The organism is Streptomyces lasiicapitis (genome assembly GCF_014646335.1).
GTDB lineage: Bacteria > Actinomycetota > Actinomycetes > Streptomycetales > Streptomycetaceae > Streptomyces > Streptomyces lasiicapitis.
In genome coordinates this window covers 186,745-208,599 of sequence record NZ_BMNG01000014.1, presented here as the reverse complement: position 1 = coordinate 208,599, position 21,855 = coordinate 186,745, and the positions used below count along the sequence as shown (strand labels likewise).

General features: G+C 66.9%; 17 protein-coding genes and 1 tRNA gene. 2 read left to right on the top strand and 16 right to left on the bottom strand.

Annotated elements, in window-relative coordinates; all coding sequences use genetic code 11:
• Positions 1 to 33 precede the first annotated feature (33 nt).
• From fusA to IEY91_RS29730, 16 genes are all read right to left on the bottom strand, one after another.
• Positions 34 to 2,163 carry an elongation factor G gene (gene fusA / locus IEY91_RS29805; RefSeq protein ID WP_164321745.1) on the bottom strand — a complete coding sequence of 710 codons (2,130 nt, stop codon included), beginning with the start codon at positions 2,161 to 2,163 and terminating at the stop codon, positions 34 to 36.
• A gap of 39 nt (positions 2,164 to 2,202) precedes the next feature.
• Positions 2,203 to 2,673 carry a 30S ribosomal protein S7 gene (gene rpsG, locus IEY91_RS29800; RefSeq protein WP_055553483.1) on the bottom strand — a complete coding sequence of 157 codons (471 nt, stop codon included), beginning with the start codon at positions 2,671 to 2,673 and terminating at the stop codon, positions 2,203 to 2,205.
• 2 nt (positions 2,674 to 2,675) lie between these two features.
• Entirely contained in the window at positions 2,676 to 3,047 is a 372-nt protein-coding gene (gene rpsL / locus IEY91_RS29795; RefSeq protein ID WP_003948652.1) for a 30S ribosomal protein S12, read from the bottom strand.
• A 263-nt stretch (positions 3,048 to 3,310) separates the two neighbouring features.
• Positions 3,311 to 3,859, bottom strand: a complete 549-nt coding sequence (locus IEY91_RS29790) for a DUF1707 and DUF4190 domain-containing protein (RefSeq protein WP_373288049.1) — start codon at positions 3,857 to 3,859, stop codon at positions 3,311 to 3,313.
• A 105-nt stretch (positions 3,860 to 3,964) separates the two neighbouring features.
• Positions 3,965 to 7,879, bottom strand: a complete 3,915-nt coding sequence (locus IEY91_RS29785; protein ID WP_164321747.1) for a DNA-directed RNA polymerase subunit beta' — start codon at positions 7,877 to 7,879, stop codon at positions 3,965 to 3,967.
• Positions 7,880 to 7,973: 94 nt separating this feature from the next.
• Entirely contained in the window at positions 7,974 to 11,459 is a 3,486-nt protein-coding gene (gene rpoB, locus IEY91_RS29780) for a DNA-directed RNA polymerase subunit beta (RefSeq protein ID WP_164321749.1), read from the bottom strand.
• A gap of 621 nt (positions 11,460 to 12,080) precedes the next feature.
• On the bottom strand, positions 12,081 to 12,464 hold the full coding sequence (gene rplL / locus IEY91_RS29775; RefSeq protein ID WP_164321751.1) for a 50S ribosomal protein L7/L12: 384 nt from the start codon (positions 12,462 to 12,464) through the stop codon (positions 12,081 to 12,083).
• Between the two features lie 110 nt (positions 12,465 to 12,574).
• Positions 12,575 to 13,102, bottom strand: coding sequence for a 50S ribosomal protein L10 (rplJ, locus tag IEY91_RS29770; protein ID WP_164321753.1), 528 nt, complete (start codon positions 13,100 to 13,102; stop codon positions 12,575 to 12,577).
• Between the two features lie 334 nt (positions 13,103 to 13,436).
• Entirely contained in the window at positions 13,437 to 14,288 is an 852-nt protein-coding gene (locus tag IEY91_RS29765; protein ID WP_164321755.1) for an SCO4651 family lipoprotein, read from the bottom strand.
• Between the two features lie 102 nt (positions 14,289 to 14,390).
• Positions 14,391 to 15,284 carry an SCO4651 family lipoprotein gene (locus IEY91_RS29760; RefSeq protein ID WP_189176340.1) on the bottom strand — a complete coding sequence of 298 codons (894 nt, stop codon included), beginning with the start codon at positions 15,282 to 15,284 and terminating at the stop codon, positions 14,391 to 14,393.
• 212 nt (positions 15,285 to 15,496) lie between these two features.
• Entirely contained in the window at positions 15,497 to 16,219 is a 723-nt protein-coding gene (gene rplA / locus IEY91_RS29755; RefSeq protein WP_164321776.1) for a 50S ribosomal protein L1, read from the bottom strand.
• A 79-nt stretch (positions 16,220 to 16,298) separates the two neighbouring features.
• Positions 16,299 to 16,733, bottom strand: coding sequence for a 50S ribosomal protein L11 (gene rplK, locus IEY91_RS29750; protein WP_016645192.1), 435 nt, complete (start codon positions 16,731 to 16,733; stop codon positions 16,299 to 16,301).
• A gap of 214 nt (positions 16,734 to 16,947) precedes the next feature.
• Entirely contained in the window at positions 16,948 to 17,475 is a 528-nt protein-coding gene (locus IEY91_RS29745) for a hypothetical protein (RefSeq protein ID WP_189176339.1), read from the bottom strand.
• A 303-nt stretch (positions 17,476 to 17,778) separates the two neighbouring features.
• Positions 17,779 to 18,723 (bottom strand): transcription termination/antitermination protein NusG, encoded by a 945-nt coding sequence (gene nusG / locus IEY91_RS29740; RefSeq protein WP_164321780.1) that lies wholly within the window; start codon positions 18,721 to 18,723, stop codon positions 17,779 to 17,781.
• A 77-nt stretch (positions 18,724 to 18,800) separates the two neighbouring features.
• Entirely contained in the window at positions 18,801 to 19,085 is a 285-nt protein-coding gene (secE, locus tag IEY91_RS29735; RefSeq protein ID WP_164321782.1) for a preprotein translocase subunit SecE, read from the bottom strand.
• Positions 19,086 to 19,191: 106 nt separating this feature from the next.
• Positions 19,192 to 19,264 (bottom strand) — tRNA-Trp (locus IEY91_RS29730).
• A gap of 206 nt (positions 19,265 to 19,470) precedes the next feature.
• Here IEY91_RS29730 and IEY91_RS29725 point away from each other — a divergent pair.
• On the top strand, positions 19,471 to 20,697 hold the full coding sequence (locus tag IEY91_RS29725; RefSeq protein ID WP_164321784.1) for a pyridoxal phosphate-dependent aminotransferase: 1,227 nt from the start codon (positions 19,471 to 19,473) through the stop codon (positions 20,695 to 20,697).
• Positions 20,698 to 20,825: 128 nt separating this feature from the next.
• Positions 20,826 to 21,845, top strand: coding sequence for an adenosine deaminase (locus IEY91_RS29720; RefSeq protein WP_164321787.1), 1,020 nt, complete (start codon positions 20,826 to 20,828; stop codon positions 21,843 to 21,845).
• Positions 21,846 to 21,855: the final 10 nt, after the last annotated feature.

Sequence of the window (21,855 nt, the reverse complement as noted above, 5' to 3'; positions counted from 1 at the left end):
TGGTGTCAAGCCTAAAGCGTGAACTCGGGTGAGTTACTCGCCCTTGGCCTTCGCGATGATCTCCTCGGCGACGTTCCGCGGAACCTCGGCGTAGGAGTCGAACTGCATTGAGTAGCTTGCGCGACCCGACGTCTTGCTGCGGAGGTCTCCGACGTAGCCGAACATCTCCGAGAGGGGCACGAGGCCCTTCACGACGCGAGCGCCGCTGCGCTCCTCCATGGCCTGGATCTGGCCACGGCGGGAGTTGATGTCGCCGATGACATCGCCCATGTAGTCCTCGGGCGTGGTGACCTCGACGGCCATCATCGGCTCGAGCAGCACGGGCTTGGCCTGCCGCGCGGCCTCCTTGAAGGCCTGCGAACCGGCGATCTTGAAGGCGAGCTCGGAGGAGTCGACCTCGTGGTAGGCGCCGTCGATGAGCGTGACGCGGACGCCCGTCATCTCGTAGCCCGCCAGGATGCCGAACTGCATGGCCTCCTGCGCACCCGCGTCCACCGACGGGATGTACTCCCGGGGGATGCGGCCACCGGTGACCTTGTTCACGAACTCGTACGACGCGTCGCCGTCGACGATGGGCTCGATCGCGATCTGCACCTTGGCGAACTGACCGGTACCACCGGTCTGCTTCTTGTGGGTGTAGTCCACGCGCTCGACGGCCCGACGGATCGTCTCGCGGTACGCGACCTGCGGCTTGCCGACGTTCGCCTCGACGCGGAATTCGCGCTTCATGCGGTCGACGAGCACCTCGAGGTGAAGCTCGCCCATACCACCGATGATGGTCTGGCCGGTCTCCTCGTCCGAGTGGACCTGGAAGGAGGGGTCCTCCTCCGAGAGACGCTGGATGGCTACACCCAGCTTCTCCTGGTCACCCTTGGACTTGGGCTCGATGGCGACCTGGATGACCGGCGCCGGGAAGTCCATGGACTCCAGGATGACCGGCTTCTTGTCGTCACACAGCGTCTCACCGGTGGTGGTCTGCTTCAGGCCCATGACGGCGACGATGTCACCGGCGCCCACCGACTCGATCTCCTCACGCTTGTTCGCGTGCATGCGGTAGATCTTGCCGATGCGCTCCTTCTTGCCCTTGACGGAGTTCAGCACCGCGGTGCCGGAGTCAAGGCGACCGGAGTAGATCCGGACGAAGGTGAGCTTGCCGAGGTGCGGGTCGCTCGCGATCTTGAACGCGAGGGCCGCGAGCGGCTCCTCGTCGGACGGCTTGCGCTTGACGATCTCCTCCGGGTCCTTCACGCCGTGGCCCTCGATGGCCTCGACGTCCAGGGGGGAGGGGAGGTAGCGCACGACGGCGTCGAGCAGGGGCTGGACGCCCTTGTTCTTGAACGCGGTGCCGCAGAACACCGGCGTGACCGTGGTCTCGCCGTTGCCCTTGCCGGAGGCGATGGTGATGCGACGGATCGCCGCGTACAGCTCGTCCTCGGAGGGCTCCTTGCCCTCGAGGTAGAGCTCCATCATCTGCTCGTCGTTCTCGGCGACGGCCTCGAGCAGCTTGCCGCGCCACTCGTCGGCGGCCTCGGTGTGCGTGGCCGGGATGTCGACGATGTCGTAGGCCTCGCCCATCTTGGTCTCGGCGGACCAGACGAAGGCCTTCATGGTGACGAGGTCGACGACACCCTTGAAGTCAGCCTCCGCGCCGATGGGCAGCTGCATGACGATCGGGGTCGCACCGAGGCGGTCGACGATCATGTCGACGCAGCGGTGGAACTCGGCACCCGTACGGTCGAGCTTGTTGACGAAGCAGATACGCGGGACGCCGTAGCGGTCCGCCTGACGCCACACGGTCTCGGACTGGGGCTCAACGCCGGCGACGCCGTCGAACACCGTGACAGCACCGTCGAGCACGCGGAGCGAACGCTCCACCTCGACCGTGAAGTCGACGTGCCCGGGGGTGTCAATGATGTTGATCGTGTGGTCGACATCGTTCAGCGGCCAGTGACAGGTGGTGGCAGCAGAGGTGATCGTGATGCCACGCTCCTGCTCCTGCTCCATCCAGTCCATCGTGGCAGCGCCGTCGTGGACCTCACCGATCTTGTACGAGACACCGGTGTAGAACAGGATCCGCTCGGTGGTCGTCGTCTTGCCCGCGTCGATGTGAGCCATGATGCCGATGTTGCGCACCTTGGCCAGGTCAAGTGAAGTGGTAGCCATATCGGCTCAGTCTTCTCTCGGTCTCGATGGGGGTAGCGACTACCAGCGGTAGTGCGCGAAGGCCTTGTTGGACTCGGCCATCTTGTGGGTGTCCTCGCGCTTCTTCACAGCGGCACCGAGGCCGTTGGAGGCGTCAAGGAGTTCGTTGAGCAGACGCTCGGTCATGGTCTTCTCGCGACGGGCGCGGGAGTAACCGACCAGCCAGCGCAGGGCCAGCGTGTTGGCGCGACCGGGCTTGACCTCGATCGGCACCTGGTAGGTGGCGCCACCGACGCGGCGGGACTTGACCTCGAGGGTCGGCTTGATGTTCTCGAGCGCGCGCTTGAGGGTGATGACCGGGTCGTTGCCGGTCTTCTCCTTCAGGCCCTCCATGGCGCCGTAGACGATGCGCTCGGCGGTGGAGCGCTTGCCGTTGAGCAGCACCTTGTTGATGAGGGAGGTCACCAGAGGGGAACCGTAGACCGGGTCGATGATGACCGGGCGCTTCGGGGCGGGGCCCTTACGAGGCATTTCTACTTCTCCTTCTTGGCGCCGTAGCGGCTGCGGGCCTGCTTGCGGTTCTTGACACCCTGGGTGTCGAGGGAACCCCGGATGATCTTGTAACGAACACCGGGCAGGTCCTTCACACGGCCGCCGCGCACGAGCACGATGGAGTGCTCCTGCAGGTTGTGTCCCTCACCCGGAATGTAAGCAGTGACCTCGATCCCGCTGGTCAGACGCACACGCGCGACCTTACGCAGGGCCGAGTTCGGCTTCTTCGGGGTGGTCGTGAACACACGCGTGCAGACGCCACGGCGCTGAGGGGAACCCTCGAGTGCGGGCGTCTTGTTCTTCTCGACCTTGTCCTGCCGGCCCTTGCGGACCAGCTGCTGGATCGTAGGCACTACTTCTCCGGTTTCTGTGTGCCGAATAGTAAAGCTAACCTGGAACGTTGCCGACCCACGCGGTCGGGTGTGTCGAATGCTGCAGACTCCCGCCGAGGGCAAGGAGGGCGCAGATTGCGGTGGCCGGATCGGGCTCGCCGTGCGGTTGAGGACACGCACACGAGCCCAGGCACACCCCAGGCACAAGGTCTGAGCGTACCTACCTCATTGGCTGCGGTCAAAACAAATACCCCGGACCCCGGACACGCCGGGCGTGCCAGGGCCTATGCCGAAGCCGCGATCATGATCAGCATCAGGAACAGCGCCCAGCCCGCGATCGACAGCCAGCCCAGGACGAGCCCGGCCACCGCCATGCCGTCCCCGCCCTCGTGCGTCCGGCGGATCTCCGTGCGGGCCATGTGCCCCAGGACGACCGCGGGCACGCCCGTCAGGCCCAGGGTGAAGAAGGTGCCGATCCCACAGGCGAGCGCCGCGCCCGCCTTGCCGTTCGTGGGCGGCGCCACCGGCATGAACGTCGCCGGGACATGCTGCGGCGCGGGCTGCTGGAAGCCGATCGGGCCCTGCGGCAGATCCGCGACAAGCAGGCCCAACTCCCCCACCGTGCGGGCCTGGAGGGCACGGTCCACCCGCCGTTCGTACTCGTCCTGCGGCAGGCGTCCCTCGGCGAAGCCCGCCCGCAGCACGTCGACCGTCCGCTCGCGGTCGGAGTGCCCCGCGAGCATCGAAGGCTGGCCGGCTTGAGCCGGCATGTGGGCGGGCAGCCCCGGCTGCTTGGGCGGCCACGGCCCCGGCTGCCACGACGGATTCGTCACGCGCGCCTCCCCCGGAAGTTGTATGACTCCATGATGCGCCAACGCGCCGCAGGGCGGCCACCCGACCTCGCCGGGTGACCGCCCTGTGGATGATGCTGTGCGCTCCTACTGGTTGTAGGGACCGTAGTCGTAGTCCTCCAGCGGCACGGCCTGACCCGAACCCGTCCCGAAGGGCGAGTAGTCGATGTCGTCGTAGCCGACGGCCGAGTACATCGCGGCCTTGGCCTCCTCGGTCGGCTCGACCCGGATGTTGCGGTAGCGGGACAGACCCGTACCGGCCGGGATGAGCTTACCGATGATGACGTTCTCCTTGAGGCCGATCAGGGAGTCGGACTTGGCGTTGATCGCCGCGTCCGTCAGGACCCTGGTCGTCTCCTGGAAGGAAGCCGCGGACAGCCACGACTCCGTCGCCAGCGAGGCCTTGGTGATACCCATCAGCTGCGGACGGCCGGAGGCGGGGTGACCGCCCTCGGTGACCACACGACGGTTCTCGGTCTCGAACTTCGAGCGCTCGACGAGCTCGCCCGGCAGCAGCTCCGCGTCGCCGGACTCGATGATCGTCACGCGGCGGAGCATCTGCCGGATGATGATCTCGATGTGCTTGTCGTGGATCGACACACCCTGCGAGTTGTAGACCTTCTGGACTTCGCCGACCAGGTGGACCTGGACCGCGCGCTGACCGAGGATCCGCAGCACGTCGTGCGGGTTGGTGGCACCGACGGTGAGCTTCTGGCCCACCTCGACCGCGTCGCCCTCGCCCACGAGCAGACGGGCACGCTTCGAGATCGGGAACGCCGTCTCGTCGCTGCCGTCGTCCGGGGTGACCACGAGCTTCTTGGTCTTCTCGGTCTCCTCGATACGGACGCGACCCTTCGCCTCCGAGATCGGGGCGACACCCTTGGGCGTACGAGCCTCGAAGAGCTCGACGACTCGGGGCAGACCCTGGGTGATGTCGTCACCGGCCACACCACCGGTGTGGAAGGTACGCATCGTCAGCTGCGTGCCGGGCTCACCGATGGACTGGGCGGCGATGATGCCGACCGCCTCACCGATGTCGACCAGCTTGCCGGTGGCCAGCGAGCGGCCGTAGCAGAAGGCGCAGGTGCCGACGGCCGACTCACAGGTCAGGACCGAGCGGGTCTTGACCTCCTCGACGCCGTTGGCGACCAGGGCGTCGATGAGCACGTCACCGAGGTCGACGTTGGCCGGCGCGATGACCTTGCCGTCGATGACGACGTCCTCGGCCAGCATGCGGGCGTACACGGACGTCTCGACGTTCTCCGTCTTGCGGAGCACGCCGTCCTCGCCGCGGACCGCGATCTTCAGCTTCAGACCGCGCTCGGTGCCACAGTCCTCCTCGCGAATGATGACGTCCTGGGAGACGTCGACCAGACGACGGGTGAGGTAACCGGAGTCGGCGGTACGGAGAGCCGTGTCCGCAAGACCCTTACGAGCACCGTGAGTCGAGATGAAGTACTCGAGCACCGACAGGCCTTCGCGGAACGAAGCCTTGATCGGGCGCGGGATCGTCTCGTTCTTGGCGTTCGACACCAGACCACGCATACCGGCGATCTGACGCATCTGCATCATGTTTCCTCGGGCACCCGAGTCAACCATCATGAAGATGGGGTTGGTCTTGGGGAAGTTCGCGTTCATCGCCTCGGCAACCTCGTTGGTCGCCTTGGTCCAGATCGCGATGAGCTCCTGCGTGCGCTCTTCCTTGGTGATCAGACCGCGCTCGTACTGCTTCTGGACCTTCTCGTCCTGCGCCTCGTAGCCCGCGACGATCGCCTTCTTGGCCTCGGGGACCACGACGTCGGAGATGGCCACGGTGACACCGGAACGGGTCGCCCAGAAGAAGCCGGCCGCCTTCAGGTTGTCGAGCGTCGCCGCCACGATGACCTTGGGGTAGCGCTCGGCCAGGTCGTTGACGATCTCGGAGAGCTGCTTCTTGCCCACCGAGTAGTCGACGAACGGGTAGTCCTCGGGCAGCAGCTCGTTGAAGAGCGCGCGGCCCAGGGTCGTACGCAGCCGGAAGCTGTCGCCCTGCTGGTACGCGCCGCCACCGACGGAGTCGTCGCCGTCCTCGTCGACCGGCGGAGTCCAGCCGCGCGGCGGGAAGGTGCCCACCGGGAAGCGGATGTCGACCTTCGCCTGGAGCGAGAGCTCCTTGGCGTCGAACGCCATGATCGCCTCGGCCGTGGAACCGAAGGACCGGCCCTCGCCGATGACCTCGCGCTCCTCCTCGTCCGTGGTGAGGAAGAAGAGGCCGAGCACCATGTCCTGGGTGGGCATGGTGACGGGGCGGCCGTCGGCCGGCTTGAGGATGTTGTTCGAGGACAGCATCAGGATGCGGGCCTCGGCCTGCGCCTCCGCGGAGAGCGGCAGGTGCACGGCCATCTGGTCACCGTCGAAGTCCGCGTTGAACGCGGTGCAGACGAGCGGGTGGATCTGGATGGCCTTGCCCTCGACCAGCTGCGGCTCGAAGGCCTGGATGCCGAGGCGGTGCAGCGTGGGCGCACGGTTCAGGAGAACCGGGTGCTCGGCGATGACCTCTTCGAGCACGTCGTACACGACCGTGCGGCCGCGCTCGACCATGCGCTTGGCGCTCTTGATGTTCTGCGCGTGGTTCAGGTCGACCAGGCGCTTCATCACGAACGGCTTGAAGAGCTCAAGCGCCATGGCCTTGGGCAGACCGCACTGGTGCAGCTTCAGCTGCGGACCGACGACGATCACGGAACGCGCGGAGTAGTCCACACGCTTGCCGAGAAGGTTCTGACGGAAGCGACCCTGCTTGCCCTTGAGCATGTCGCTCAGGGACTTCAGCGGGCGGTTGCCGGGACCGGTGACCGGGCGACCACGACGGCCGTTGTCGAACAGCGCGTCGACGGCCTCCTGGAGCATGCGCTTCTCGTTGTTCACGATGATCTCGGGCGCGCCGAGGTCGAGAAGCCGCTTCAGGCGGTTGTTGCGGTTGATCACGCGGCGGTACAGGTCGTTCAGGTCGGAGGTCGCGAAGCGGCCACCGTCCAGCTGCACCATCGGACGCAGGTCCGGCGGGATGACCGGCACGCAGTCCAGAACCATGCCCTTGGGGCTGTTGCTGGTCTGCAGGAACGCGGAGACGACCTTGAGGCGCTTGAGCGCACGGGTCTTCTTCTGGCCCTTGCCGGTGCGGATGATCTCGCGGAGGCGCTCGGCCTCCTCGTCGAGGTCGAAGGACTCCAGGCGCTTCTGCAGCGCCGCGGCACCCATCGAGCCGTCGAAGTACGTGCCGAAGCGGTCACGCAGCTCGCGGTAGAGCAGCTCGTCGCCCTCGAGGTCCTGGACCTTGAGGTTCTTGAAGCGGTTCCACACCTCGTCGAGACGGTCGATCTCGCGCTGCGCACGGTCGCGCAGCTGCTTCATCTCGCGCTCGGCACCTTCGCGCACCTTGCGGCGTACGTCGGCCTTGGCGCCCTCGGCCTCGAGCTCGGCCAGGTCGGTCTCGAGCTTCTTGGCACGGGCCTCGAGGTCGGCGTCGCGGCGGTTCTCGATCTGCTGGCGCTCCACGGAGACATGCGCCTCCAGGGAGGGCAGGTCGCGGGTGCGGCGCTCCTCGTCCACGAACGTGATCATGTACGCGGCGAAGTAGATGACCTTCTCGAGGTCCTTCGGCGCGAGGTCGAGGAGGTAGCCGAGGCGCGACGGGACGCCCTTGAAGTACCAGATGTGCGTGACGGGCGCGGCCAGCTCGATGTGGCCCATCCGCTCACGACGCACCTTGGCGCGAGTGACCTCGACGCCGCAGCGCTCACAGATGATGCCCTTGAAGCGGACACGCTTGTACTTGCCGCAGTAGCACTCCCAGTCCCGGGTCGGACCGAAGATCTTCTCGCAGAAGAGTCCGTCCTTTTCGGGCTTGAGCGTGCGGTAGTTGATGGTCTCGGGCTTCTTGACCTCGCCGTGGCTCCACTGACGGATGTCGTCAGCGGTGGCCAGACCGATCCGGAGCTCATCGAAGAAGTTGACGTCGAGCACTATGCGTCAATCCCTCTCAGGGTTGTAAGTCTTAGGGGTCTGAAACGGGGGTCCTGGGGCCGGCGGGCTCATCTCTGAGCCCGCCGGACTCCCGTCAGACCTCTTCGACGCTGCTCGGCTCGCGCCGGGACAGGTCGATACCGAGCTCCTCCGCCGCGCGGAAGACGTCCTCATCCGTGTCGCGCATCTCGATGGACATGCCGTCCGAGGACAGCACCTCCACGTTGAGGCAGAGCGACTGCATTTCCTTGATGAGCACCTTGAAGGACTCGGGAATGCCGGGCTCGGGGATGTTCTCGCCCTTGACGATGGCCTCGTAGACCTTCACGCGGCCGGTCACGTCGTCGGACTTGATCGTCAGCAGCTCCTGGAGGGCGTAGGCGGCGCCATATGCCTCAAGCGCCCACACCTCCATCTCTCCGAAGCGCTGGCCACCGAACTGAGCCTTACCACCCAGCGGCTGCTGGGTGATCATCGAGTACGGACCGGTCGAGCGCGCGTGCAGCTTGTCGTCGACCAGGTGGTGCAGCTTGAGGATGTACATGTACCCGATCGAGATCGGGTCCGGGAACGGCTCGCCGGAACGGCCGTCGAACAGGTTGGCCTTGCCGGAGGCCTGGACCAGCCGGTCGCCGTCGCGGTTCGGGATCGTGGCCTCGAAGAGGCCGGAGATCTCGTCCTCGCGGGCACCGTCGAAGACCGGGGTCGCGACGTTGGTGCCGGGGGCGACCTGGTCGGCGCCGATGGCCTGCAGGCGCTGCGCCCAGTCGTCCCCGAGCCCGGAGACGTCCCAGCCGCGGCTGGCGAGCCAGCCGAGGTGGATCTCCAGGACCTGTCCCGGGTTCATTCGGGACGGGACACCCAGCGGGTTGAGGATGATGTCGACCGGCGTGCCGTCCTCGAGGAAGGGCATGTCCTCGATCGGAAGGATCTTGGAGATGACGCCCTTGTTGCCGTGACGACCGGCGAGCTTGTCACCGTCCGTGATCTTGCGCTTCTGCGCCACGTAGACACGAACCAGCTGGTTCACGCCCGGCGGCAGCTCGTCGCCCTCTTCACGGTCGAAGACGCGTACGCCGATGACCTTGCCGATCTCGCCGTGCGGGACCTTCAGGGAGGTGTCGCGCACCTCGCGCGCCTTCTCACCGAAGATCGCGCGGAGCAGGCGCTCCTCCGGCGTCAGCTCGGTCTCGCCCTTGGGCGTGACCTTGCCGACGAGGATGTCGCCGGCGACGACCTCGGCACCGATACGGATGATGCCGCGCTCGTCGAGGTCGGCGAGGACCTCCTCGGAGACGTTCGGGATGTCCCGGGTGATCTCCTCCGGGCCGAGCTTGGTGTCACGGGCGTCGACCTCGTGCTCCTCGATGTGGATCGAGGAGAGGACGTCGTCCTGCACGAGGCGCTGCGACAGGATGATCGCGTCCTCGTAGTTGTGACCCTCCCACGGCATGAACGCCACGAGCAGGTTCTTGCCGAGGGCCATCTCGCCCTCTTCGGTGGCCGGACCGTCGGCGAGGACCTGGCCCTCGATGACGCGGGCACCTTCCTCGACGACGACCTTCTGGTTCACCGAGGTGCCCTGGTTGGAGCGGGAGAACTTGGCGACTCGGTACGTGGTGTACGTGCCGTCGTCGTTGGTGACGGTGACGTAGTCCGCGGAGACCTCCTGGACCACACCCGCCTTCTCGGCCTTGATCACGTCACCGGCGTCGACCGCGCAGCGGTACTCCATGCCGGTGCCGACGAGGGGGGCCTCGGCGGTGATCAGCGGCACGGCCTGACGCATCATGTTCGCGCCCATGAGGGCACGGTTGGCGTCGTCGTGCTCGAGGAAGGGGATCATGGCCGTCGCGACCGACACCATCTGGCGCGGCGAGACGTCCATGTAGTCCACGTCGGAGCCCGGGACGTAGTCGACCTCGCCGCCACGGCGGCGGACCAGGACACGCGCCTCGGCGAAGCGCATGTCGTCGGTCAGCGCGGCGTTGGCCTGCGCGATGACGAAGCGGTCCTCCTCGTCGGCGGTCAGGTAGTCCACCTCGTCGGTGACCTGGTCGTCGGCGACCCTGCGGTACGGGGTCTCGACGAAGCCGAACGCGTTCACACGGCCGTAGGACGCGAGCGAGCCGATCAGGCCGATGTTCGGGCCTTCGGGCGTCTCGATCGGGCACATGCGGCCGTAGTGGGACGGGTGCACGTCTCGGACCTCGAAGCCGGCCCGCTCACGGGAGAGACCACCCGGGCCGAGCGCCGACAGACGGCGCTTGTGGGTGAGACCCGACAGCGGGTTGTTCTGGTCCATGAACTGCGACAGCTGGCTGGTGCCGAAGAACTCCTTGATGGAGGCGACGACCGGCCGGATGTTGATCAGCGTCTGCGGCGTGATCGCCTCGACGTCCTGCGTCGTCATGCGCTCACGCACGACGCGCTCCATACGAGCCAGACCCGTGCGGACCTGGTTCTGAATGAGCTCGCCGACGTTGCGCAGGCGGCGGTTGCCGAAGTGGTCGATGTCGTCGGTCTCGACGACGATGCCCACACCGCTGTCACCGACGGTCTCGGTCTCACCGGCGTGCAGCTTCACCAGGTACTTGATCGAGGCGATGATGTCCTCGACCGTCAGGACGCCCGCGTCGAGCGGAGCGTCCGCACCCAGCTTCTTGTTGACCTTGTAGCGGCCGACCTTCGCGAGGTCGTAGCGCTTGGGGTTGAAGTAGAGGTTCTCGAGCAGCGTCTGAGCGGCCTCACGGGTCGGCGGCTCGCCCGGACGGAGCTTGCGGTAGATGTCGAGCAGCGCGTCGTCCTGGCCCTGGGTGTGGTCCTTCTCCAGGGTGGCGCGCATGGACTCGTACTCGCCGAACTCCTCGAGGATCTGCTCGGTGGTCCAACCGAGAGCCTTCAGGAGGACGGTGACCGACTGCTTGCGCTTGCGGTCGATGCGGACACCGACCATGTCGCGCTTGTCGATCTCCATCTCGAGCCAGGCACCCCGGGACGGGATGATCTTGGCGGAGAAGATGTCCTTGTCGGACGTCTTGTCGATGGAGGAGTCGAAGTAGACACCGGGCGAACGGACGAGCTGCGACACAACGACACGCTCGGTGCCGTTGATGACGAAGGTGCCCTTGTTCGTCATGAGCGGGAAGTCGCCCATGAAGACCGTCTGAGACTTGATCTCACCGGTCTCGTTGTTGGTGAACTCGGCGGTGACGAAGAGCGGGGCGGCGAACGTGAAGTCGCGCTCCTTGCACTCGTCGATCGAGTTCTTCGGAGGCTCGAAACGGTGGTCGCGGAAGGTCAGCGACATCGACCCGGAGAAGTCCTCGATCGGAGAGATCTCCTCGAAGATCTCCTCCAGACCGGACTTCGTGGGGACGTCCTGTCCGCTTTCCAGAGCCGCCTCGACACGAGCCTTCCACGCGTCATTGCCGAGCAGCCAGTCAAAGCTCTCGGTCTGCAGCGCAAGAAGGTTCGGAACCTCGAGGGGCTCCTTGATCTTTGCAAAGGAGATGCGCAGCGGGGCGGTGCTGGCGCCGTTGTTCGTATTCGCGGTCGAGGCAGTGCGCGAGGCGGCCAAGAGGGGGTCCTTCCGAGGGCTCGGACTCACTACGCGCGTACCGGTCCCAAGCTGGACACAGAGAGAGGCATTTCCTGATTTGGCCGAAGAAGGCCAGGTCAGGGCAGTTCCTATCCACGGTGCTCAAGCGAGGGCATGCCCCTGGTGACGGGCAGGAGGCAGCTAACAGGCAGCGCAAAGGGTCAGTGTAGCCACCTGGCCCACTGATGTCCAGTCTCGGTTTCTGGAGACCCTGTTTGTTCTCAACACCTGCGGCAAGCCACGTCCTCAACGCACATCGATACTGCCCTCTTCGTCGCCGATCCATGCCTCGGATGCGGATCGTTGTGACGACGCGTCCTGAGAATTGCGCGCTGCGTGCGGTTCGTCAAGGCCCCCATGCCCCGACAAGGCCTGGCGTCGTCGCCGTCACGGCCCGTCGCCAGGCACAACGAAGATCACCATACTCGCCGCGACCGACAGTGCAAGGCAGCCGCCGCACGCGTGCCCGGGAACGCCGAAAGGCGACCACCCACATGGGTGATCGCCGTTCGGTGTGTGTGCGTTACAGCCCTGGGGCCGCGACCACACGGAAGAGTCAGCAGACTCCGTGCCACGCGCCCGTGGGCGCGCGGCGAGGTGTTACTTGACCTCGACGGAGGCGCCGGCGCCCTTGAGGGCCTCGGCGGCCTTCTCCGCGGCGTCCTTGGCGACCTTCTCGAGGACCGGCTTCGGGGTGCCGTCGACGAGGTCCTTGGCCTCCTTCAGACCCAGGGAGGTCAGCTCACGCACGACCTTGATGACCTGGATCTTCTTGTCGCCGGCGCCCGTGAGGATGACGTCGAACTCGTCCTGCTCCTCGACGGCCTCGGCAGCGGCGGCCGGGCCGGCCGGGCCGGCGACGGCGACGGCCGCGGCGGCGGTGACGTCGAACTTGTCCTCGAAGGCCTTCACGAACTCGGAGAGCTCGATGAGGGTCATCTCTTCGAACTGAGCGAGCAGGTCGTCCTGGCTGAGCTTCGCCATGATGGCGGTCCTTCCACTAATTCGGCTGGTGCCGGATGTACATGAGAGGCGGGCGTACAAATGGCCCGCTACGACCGTCGCCTCAGGCGGCGGTCACTGCGCGAGCCGAATTACTCGGCACCGCCCTGCTCGTCCTGCTTGGCACGGAGCGCGTCCACGGTGCGGACGAGCTTCGACGGGAGCGCCTGGAAGACCTGAGCAGCCTGAGTCTGCTTGCCCTTCATGGCGCCCGCCAGCTTGGAGAGCAGAACCTCGCGGGACTCGAGGTCCGCAAGCTTCTTGATCTCGTCGGCGGACAGCGCCTTGCCATCAAGGACACCGCCCTTGATGACGAGAGCGGGGTTGTCCTTGGCGAAGTCACGAAGACCCTTCGCCGCCTCGACCGGGTCACCGGTCACGAAGGCGACAGCGGTCGAGCCCTTGAGGTGCTCGTCCAGCTGGATCCCGGCCTCGTTGGCCGCGATCTTGGTCAGCGTGTTCTTCACCACACGGTACTGAGCGTTCTCGCCGAGAGAACGACGCAGCTGCTTGAGCTGCGCCACGGACAGTCCGGTGTACGAAGTGACAACAGCAGCGTTGGAGTCGCGCAGCTTCTGCGTGATCTCCTCGACGGCTGCGACCTTGTCGGACGTCGCCATGAGCCTCGGCCTCCTTCCGGGGTGATGATCCTCGACTGATCTTTCGATCAGCCGCGTGTCGCCGGACCGCCTGAATCAGGCACACAGGAAGGGGGTCTGCAAAAAACAAAACGCCCCGGCGCAGGCGCACGGGGCATGAGCTCGACCTGACGGCAGGGCCGTCCGGGAGCACTTCCACAGTCACCTACGCGGGTCGTCCGCAGCTTCAGCGGATCCTTCGGCCACCGCACCCTCTTGCGAGCGCACGGCAACGACCAGCGGTCTTTGGCTTCTGTGGAAGAGTACGCGAACGTCCGCGCGACAGGCAAATCGGGTCTGCCGGGCCGGCCAGGGGTCAGCCCTGGGCGCCCTTCATCTCCTTGGCGATGTCCATGACCTGGCTCGCCGGCGGGGCCTTGATGGTCACCGGCTTGTTGTAGTCGATGAACGTGATGGTCATGTCGAGGGGGCCCTTGTCGCCCTTGCCGCGGGCGCGGAACTGCTTGGTGTGGTCCTCGCCGTCGATCCACATGTCCATCGTGAGCTTCTCGACGCCCATGTCCTCGTACTGCTTGAAGCTCTTCTCGCGGCGCTTCTTGGTGGCCGCGTCCTCGTCCTTCATGAGCTCGCGCAGCCGGTCCATCGTGACCGTGCCCGTGTAGCGGGTGGTCTCGACGCCCTCGACCTTCTCGGTGCCGACCTTCTTCAGGTCGTCGGAGCCGGTGAGGAGCGTGGACTGGTCGGCCGGGTTGTTGTCCGCCTGGGCGGAGAGCGAGGTGCCGCCGGGCTTGTTCTTGCCCAAGCCCTCGGCGGGGAACTTGATCCAGCTCTTGCCGTCCATCTCCTTGGCGGCTTCCTTGCCGCCGCCGAGGTAGAGGCCGCCGCCGACGAGCCGGATCTCCGCCTTCTGCGGGACGCCCTTGTCGGTCGCGCTCATCTCCATCCGCATGGAGAGCGGCTTGGTGCTCATGGCCGCCTCGGCCTTGACGCGGCCGTCGCCCGGGACCTTGCCGTCCATGCGGAAGGTGAACGAGGTCAGGTCCTCGCTCTTGGCCGCGGCCTTCTTCACGGCCGCCGCGGGCGCCATGTCGCCCCCCGCCTTGTCGGACTTCTCCGACCCACAGCTGACCGCGCCGCCGGCGAGCACCACGGCCGCCAGCGCGGCGCCCGCGGCTCTCTTGCGTCCACTACGTACGGAAATGCTCATGACCCCACCCCTAGGAACATTTGATCCACTTATTGCGGTGGGCTGAGATTACCCGAAGGAGAGGGGGACTCTCCTTCGGGTATCGACCGTTATCGACCTCGGCTACACGCCGGGCTGGCGGTTCATCAGGTCCTTGAAGTCCGCGGTGTCGTCGGCGGGCGGCTCCTCGGCGGAGACCTCGGTGCCGTAGTCGCTGTAGTAGGCGGTGGCGGACAGCGTGCCGGTCTTCATCTGGCCCCGCTCGGTCTTCTTCACGAGCAGGTTCTCGTCGTTGACCCAGATGTCGATGGTCTCGGTGGTGATGCCGGCCTGCTCCAACTGGTTCTTCATGTCCGCGAGTTGGGACTCGCTGAGGCCGGAGCTCTTCTCCGCGAGCTCGGCGACGTCGACCGTCCCGGAGTAGTGCGTGGTGTTCACGCCGCGCACGTCCTCCTCGCCGACCTTCTTCACGTCCCCGGAGGCGAGCAGCATCTTCACCGACTGCTGCGGCGTGCTGTTCTGCATCGCGTCCTTCATGTACGCGCCCGAGCCGCCGCCGATCTTCTCCAGGTCGTCGTACGCGTACTTCACCCAGTGCTTGCCGCCGGCCTGGGAGGCGAACTGCTCGCCCATCCTCGCGTAGTAGGCCTCGGGCAGATAGCGGGCCTCCATGGAGGTGTTGCCCGCCTGGCGCATCGTCTCGGCCATCTGGCCACCGGTGTACGTGATGGTCATGTTGCCGGTGAGGCCGTCGGCCCAGCCGAGGGCGCCCTTGGCCTCCATGGACATCACGCTGCCCATGGTCGTCTCGGACTCGACCTTGGCGGAGTCCGCCTTGTCGGTCGTGTTCTGGATGGTGCGCAGCGCGGATATCGGGTTGGCGTTCAGGCCGCCCTTGCCCTCGTCCGCGCCCTTGGAGCCGTCCGAGTCGTCCGACGAGCCACAGGCCGTGATCCCGGTCAGAGCCGCCGCGGCCGCGATCGCCAGAGCCACGCGTCGCACAGTCGTGCCGTTCATGTCGTCCCACCCCTTGCGTCGATGGAGAGCCGGCACGTTAGCGCAGCCCGCTCGTCCGCGTACCTCGTACCTGTCCGAACTTCTGCGAATCCAAAGCACCTGCGGGCACGGCCCGTTGCACGAGCATGTACCCGGAAAACGGGACGGGTCCCGCACCCTGAATGGTTGCGGGACCCGTCACAAACGCGCCAGACGCGCGGCTGTCGTCAGTGTCAGACGGCGGCCGGGTCCTCCTCGACGAGGAGGTTGCGGGTGCGGTTGGAGTCCAGCGGAATGCCGGGGCCCATCGTGGTGGTGAGGGCGGCCTTCTTGATGTACCGGCCCTTCGCGGCCGACGGCTTCAGACGGAGGATCTCCTCCAGGGCCGCGGCGTAGTTCTCCACCAGCTTGGTGTCGTCGAAGGACACCTTGCCGATGATGAAGTGCAGGTTCGAGTGCTTGTCGACGCGGAACTCGATCTTGCCGCCCTTGATGTCGTTGACAGCCTTCACGACGTCGGGGGTGACGGTGCCGGTCTTCGGGTTCGGCATCAGACCACGCGGACCGAGCACGCGGCCGAGGCGGCCGACCTTGCCCATGAGGTCCGGGGTGGCGACGACGGCGTCGAAGTCCAGGCGGCCCTTCGCGACCTCGTCGATGAGCTCGTCGGCGCCGACGATGTCGGCCCCAGCGGCTTCCGCGGCCGCAGCACGGTCACCGGTCGCGAAGACCAGGACCCGGGCGGTCTTGCCGGTGCCGTGCGGGAGGTTCACGGTGCCACGGACCATCTGGTCGGCCTTGCGCGGGTCGACACCCAGGCGGAAGGCGACCTCGACGGTGCCGTCGAACTTGCTCGCGGAGGTCTCCTTGGCGAGACGGACGGCCTCGAGCGGGGCGTACAGCTTGTCCCGGTCGATCTTCGCGTCCGCAGCGCGGAGAGTCTTGCTGCGCTTCACTTCTACTCCTGAGTTCAGGTTTGGAGTTCGTGGTCCGGGCCGCGCAGGCCCTGCCACATGAGGTCAGGCGGGGTTGAGGTCAGCCCTCGACCGTGATGCCCATGGAACGGGCGGTGCCGGCGATGATCTTCGACGCGGCGTCCAGGTCGTTCGCGTTGAGGTCGGGCATCTTGGTGGTGGCGATCTCGCGGACCTGCGCCTCGGTGATCTTGGCGACCTTGGTCTTGTGGGGCTCGCCGGAGCCCTTCTCGACACCCGCGGCCTTCAGGATCATCTTGGCGGCCGGCGGCGTCTTGGTGATGAAGGTGAAGGAACGGTCTTCGTAGACCGTGATCTCCACCGGGATCACCCAGCCACGCTGCGACTCGGTCGCGGCGTTGTAGGCCTTGCAGAACTCCATGATGTTCACGCCGTGCTGGCCCAGCGCGGGGCCGACAGGCGGGGCCGGGTTGGCGGCGCCGGCCTGGATCTGGAGCTTGATGAGCCCCGTGACCTTCTTCTTCTTGGGAGGCATTGCTCTCTCCGGGTCCTAGTGAGAGTGTTGAGCCGCATCCGTGGCGATGATCATCGATAGTCGCGATCATCCGGATGGAGGCATACCGCACTACGATAACGGGTATCTCGGCGGGGCCCAAACCGATACTCGAACAGGCCCGCGGGCCCCGACCTCCCAAGGGTCGGGGCCCGCGGCCTTGTGGCACCGGAGGCAGGGCCTCCGGGCTCCGCTCTCAGCAGCGCTTGGACGTCATGGCCTGACCCGTGAGCGCGTCTCCGGGAGCGCGCAGCTGACCGATCGCCGACGTGCACTCCGACGCCGTGGCGGCGGGCAGCGACCAGAATTCCTGCAGGTTGGTCTTGTTCCACCAGTCCTGGCCGACGATCTCGTCCCGCGCGTAGCTGTACACGCCGGTGCTGACGTCGTAGTCCTTGACCTTGTCGCGGAAGCTCTGCCACACCCAGACGTAGCCGTAGTTCTTCTTGCACTTGGGCGAGTAGAACTGCTTCACCGACGCGGCGTGCGCTCCCTTCCGGTCGATGTACGCGGTGGTGCCGATCTGGTAGGCGTCGGAACAGACCCCGGCCGCCTGGGCCTTGGCGCTCCTCGGGTTGCCCTCGGCAGAGGGTGCGGTCGACTGGGGAGCGGCTTTTCTGGCGTCGGGCGCGGGCGCGGGGCCGGTTCCGGCCAGCGCCGAGCCGGCGCCGAGCAGGACGAAGGCGCAGGCGGAGGCGGCGATCGCGGTCTTGCGGGCACGCATCAGGTGGTCCCCCTTGCTTGTCGGTGCTTGTCGGTGAGAGAGCCCGGCATGCCATACCGCCGCAGAGCACCAAAAATCGCCGCTCATGGCGACAGAGATCCCCATAAGCGGGCTGAGGTGTCGTGGAGGAAGAGACCGGGCGTTTCCGTCTACAAGTGAGACAGCCCGAGGCGCCGGATGGTTGTGGCGCAGAACACATCTACTTGGGATCGCCCACAGGGTCACCCACGGGATCGCCCACGACAAAGCCCCTGAGCTGCGGTTTCCCGCTGCTCAGGGGCTTTGCCCAAGAAGATCGTCGAGCTAGTTCTTCTGGATCTGGTCGAAGCTCAGCTCGACCGGGGTCTCGCGGCCGAAGATCTCGACGAGGCCCTTGACCTTCTTCGAGTCGGCGTTGATCTCGTTGATCGTGGCCTGCAGCGTGGCGAACGGGCCGTCGGTGACGGTGACCGAGTCGCCGACCTCGAAGTCCAGGACCTGGACCTCGACCTTGCGCTGCGGGGCGGGCTTGCCCTCGGCCTCGGCGGCCTCGCGGGCGGCCTTCTCCTCGGCCTCCGGGGCGAGCATCTTGACGATCTCGTCCAGGGTCAGCGGGTACGGGTCGTAGGCGTTGCCGACGAAGCCGGTGACGCCGGGGGTGTTGCGGACGACGCCCCAGGACTCGTTCGTCAGGTCCATGCGCACCAGGACGTAGCCGGGGAGCTTGTTCTGACGGATGGTCTTGCGCTCGCCGTTCTTGATCTGCGCGACCTCTTCCTGCGGCACCTCGGCCTGGAAGATGAAGTCCTCGACGTTCAGCGAGACGGCGCGCTGCTCGAGGTTGGTCTTCACGCGGTTCTCGTAACCGGCGTACGTGTGGATGACGTACCACTCGCCGGGCAGGCCGCGGAGTTCCTCGCGCAGGGCGGCGATCGGGTCGACCGGCTCGGCCTCCTCGACGGGGGCCTCGTCCTCGGCGGTCTCGGTGACCTCGGCGTCCTCGTCCTCGTCGGTCGCCGCGGCCTCTTCGACCTCGGTGTCCTCGTCGGCTTCGGCGTCCTCGTCGGTCTCGGCGACGGCGATGCCGCCGGCGGCCGCCTCCTCGTCGGACTCCACGTGCAGGGCCGCCACCTCGGCGGGCTCGCCCGCGGCGGCGTCGGCAGCTTCGGCCTGGTCCGGGTCCTCGGCGTCCGCCGCCTCGACGATGTCGAGCTGGTCCTCCACGGACTCCGCCGACTCGATGGCGTCGTTCAGGTTCGGGTCAGACACGGTGGCTGCTTCTTCCTGGATACATAGGGGTGGAACGCGCGAAAGGGGCGCCTGGCGCGGCGCCCTTCGCTTTCGGCTTAGCCGAAGACGTACTTGATGAGGTTGCTGAAGCCATAGTCAATCACGGTCACGAGACCGATCATGATGACGACAAAGATGATCACGACTGTCGTGTACGTCGTGAGCTGGCTGCGCGTCGGCCAGACGACCTTGCGAAGCTCGGCGACGATCTGGCGGTAGAAAAGCGCCAGTCGGCCGAACGGGCCCTTCTTGCCGCGCTTGCCGCCCTTGCGCGCCCTCTTCTTGTCGGGCGCCTCGTCCTGGGCATCAGGCATGTCGATGGAGCCCACGGCGTCCGTCACTCGTCTCACCTGATTCCGGGTCGTGGCCGTGCCGCGCCCGGTTGAGCCGCACGGCGGTGCAATGCAGTACGTACATGCGCACACATCCTGGCGAAGGTGTGTGTAGCAGGGCCGGAGGGACTTGAACCCCCAACCGCTGGTTTTGGAGACCAGTGCTCTACCAATTGAGCTACGACCCTTTGATTTCCCCCAACCTACAGCATCCGACCGTGTGCACCGAGTGCGTTCGGAAGGTGCTGCCGGTGAGGGCCAACGACGAGTGAGTGTACGTGGTCCGGGGCCCCCCGTCGAACAGGAAGAGATCCGCCCGCGGATCGGGCGCCGGATCCGCCCGTCCTGGAAACCCGTGTGTCCCGGGGGTTTCCGGTCTGGAACGATGGGCCCCATGAGCGCTGTCACTCCTCCCACCGAGCGCCGGGTCTCCGCCCGAGTCGGCGCGATCTCCGAGTCCGCGACCCTCGCCGTCGACGCCAAGGCCAAGGCCCTCAAGGCCGCCGGGCGCCCGGTGATCGGTTTCGGCGCGGGCGAGCCGGACTTCCCGACCCCGGACTACATCGTCGAGGCGGCCGTCGAGGCCTGCAAGAACCCGAAGTACCACCGCTACACGCCGGCCGGCGGCCTGCCCGAGCTGAAGGCCGCGATCGCCGCGAAGACGCTGCGCGACTCCGGTTACGAGCCCGAGGTCTCCGAGATCCTGGTGACCAACGGCGGCAAGCAGGCCATCTACGAGGCCTTCGCCGCGATCCTCGACCCGGGCGACGAGGTCATCGTCCCGGCGCCGTACTGGACGACGTACCCGGAGTCGATCCGTCTCGCGGGCGGTGTCCCCGTGGACGTCGTCGCCGACGAGACCACCGGCTACCGCGTCTCCGTGGAGCAGCTGGAGGCCGCGCGCACCGAGAACACGAAGGTCGTGCTCTTCGTGTCCCCGTCCAACCCGACGGGCGCCGTGTACAGCCGTGAGGACGCGGAGGCCATCGGCCGCTGGGCCCTGGAGCACGGCCTGTGGGTCATGACGGACGAGATCTACGAACACCTCGTCTACGGAGACGCGCAGTTCACCTCCCTTCCCGCCCTCCTGCCCGAGCTGCGCGACAAGTGCATCGTGGTCAACGGCGTCGCGAAGACGTACGCCATGACCGGCTGGCGCGTGGGGTGGATCGTCGGCCCGAAGGACGTCGTGAAGGCCGCGACGAACCTCCAGTCGCACGCCACGTCCAACGTCTCCAACGTCGCGCAGGCCGCCGCCATCGCCGCCGTCTCCGGTGACCTGACGGCCGTCGACAGGATGCGTGAGGCCTTCGACCGGCGCCGCCGGACGATCGTGCGGATGCTGAACGAGATCGACGGCGTCGTGTGCCCGGAGCCCGAGGGCGCGTTCTACGTGTACCCCTCGGTGAAGGCGCTGATCGGCAAGGAGATCCGCGGCAAGCGCCCGCAGAGCTCCGTCGAGCTGGCCGCGCTCATCCTGGAGGAGGTCGAGGTCGCGGTGGTCCCCGGTGAGGCCTTCGGGACGCCGGGCTATCTGCGGCTCTCGTACGCCCTGGGCGACGAGGACCTGGTCGAGGGCGTCTCGCGGATGCAGAAGCTGCTGGCGGAGGTGCGGGACTGACCCGCGCGTTCCGACGAGGACCGGACCACCGCATCACGTGATGCGGTGGTCCGTTTCTTTGTTCAGGCGCGTACCCCATGGGAAAAAGCGGCTACCGGGACGCGGGGTGCGTACGGCAAGATCCTGGAATGGAGCGCGTACGTGACGTAAGAGAGCTGCCCAAGGCCCATCTGCATCTGCACTTCACCGGGTCGATGCGGCCCTCGACGCTGCTTGAGCTCGCCGACAAGTACGGGGTCCGGCTGCCGGAGGCGCTGACCGGCGGCACCCCGCCGAAGCTGCGGGCCACCGACGAGCGGGGCTGGTTCCGCTTCCAGCGGCTGTACGACATGGCGCGGTCCTGTCTGCGGGAGCCCGATGACATCCGGCGGCTGGTGCGGGAAGCGGCCGAGGAGGACATCAAGGACGGGTCGGGGTGGCTGGAGATCCAGGTCGACCCGACGTCGTACGCGCCCCGGCTCGGCGGGCTCATCCCGGCCCTTGAGATCATCCTGGACGCCGTCGAGAGCGCCTCACGGGAGACCGGGCTCGGCATGCGCGTCCTGGTCGCCGCGAACCGCATGAAGCACCCCCTGGACGCCCGCACGCTGGCCCGGCTGGCGGTGCGGTACGCCGACCGCGGTGTCGTCGGCTTCGGGCTCTCCAACGACGAACGGCGGGGCATGGCGCGGGACTTCGACCGCGCCTTCGCCATCGCCCGCGAGGGCGGCCTGCTCGCGGCGCCGCACGGCGGCGAGTTGACGGGGCCCGCGTCGGTGCGCGACTGCCTGGACGACCTGCATGCGCGGCGCATCGGCCACGGCGTGCGGGCGGCCGAGGATCCGCGGCTGCTGAAGCGGCTCGCGGAGCGCGGCGTGACCTGCGAGGTGTGCCCGTCGTCCAACGTGGCGCTCGGGGTCTACGAGAAGCCCGAGGACGTGCCGCTGCGGACGCTGTACGACGCCGGGGTGCCGATGGCGCTGGGCGCCGACGACCCGCTGCTCTTCGGCTCGCGCCTGGCCGCGCAGTACGAGATCGCGCGGCAGCACCACGGCTTCGAGGACGCCGATCTGGCCGAGCTCGCGCGGCAGTCGGTGCGGGGGTCGGCGGCTCCGGCGGGTGTGCAGGAGAAGCTGCTGGCGGGGATCGGGGAGTGGCTGGCGTCGTGAGCGGCCCTAG

Coding starts and splice junctions, on each gene's coding strand:
- fusA (WP_164321745.1), bottom strand. CDS start 2,163: ATGGCTACCACTTCACTTGACCTGGCCAAGGTGCGCAACATCGGCATC.
- rpsG (WP_055553483.1), bottom strand. CDS start 2,673: ATGCCTCGTAAGGGCCCCGCCCCGAAGCGCCCGGTCATCATCGACCCG.
- rplL (WP_164321751.1), bottom strand. CDS start 12,464: ATGGCGAAGCTCAGCCAGGACGACCTGCTCGCTCAGTTCGAAGAGATG.
- rplJ (WP_164321753.1), bottom strand. CDS start 13,102: ATGGCGACGTCCGACAAGGTCGCAGCCGTCGAGGAGATCACGCAGAAG.
- IEY91_RS29765 (WP_164321755.1), bottom strand. CDS start 14,288: ATGAGCATTTCCGTACGTAGTGGACGCAAGAGAGCCGCGGGCGCCGCG.
- IEY91_RS29760 (WP_189176340.1), bottom strand. CDS start 15,284: ATGAACGGCACGACTGTGCGACGCGTGGCTCTGGCGATCGCGGCCGCG.
- rplK (WP_016645192.1), bottom strand. CDS start 16,733: ATGCCTCCCAAGAAGAAGAAGGTCACGGGGCTCATCAAGCTCCAGATC.
- IEY91_RS29745 (WP_189176339.1), bottom strand. CDS start 17,475: ATGCGTGCCCGCAAGACCGCGATCGCCGCCTCCGCCTGCGCCTTCGTC.
- IEY91_RS29725 (WP_164321784.1), top strand. CDS start 19,471: ATGAGCGCTGTCACTCCTCCCACCGAGCGCCGGGTCTCCGCCCGAGTC.
- IEY91_RS29720 (WP_164321787.1), top strand. CDS start 20,826: ATGGAGCGCGTACGTGACGTAAGAGAGCTGCCCAAGGCCCATCTGCAT.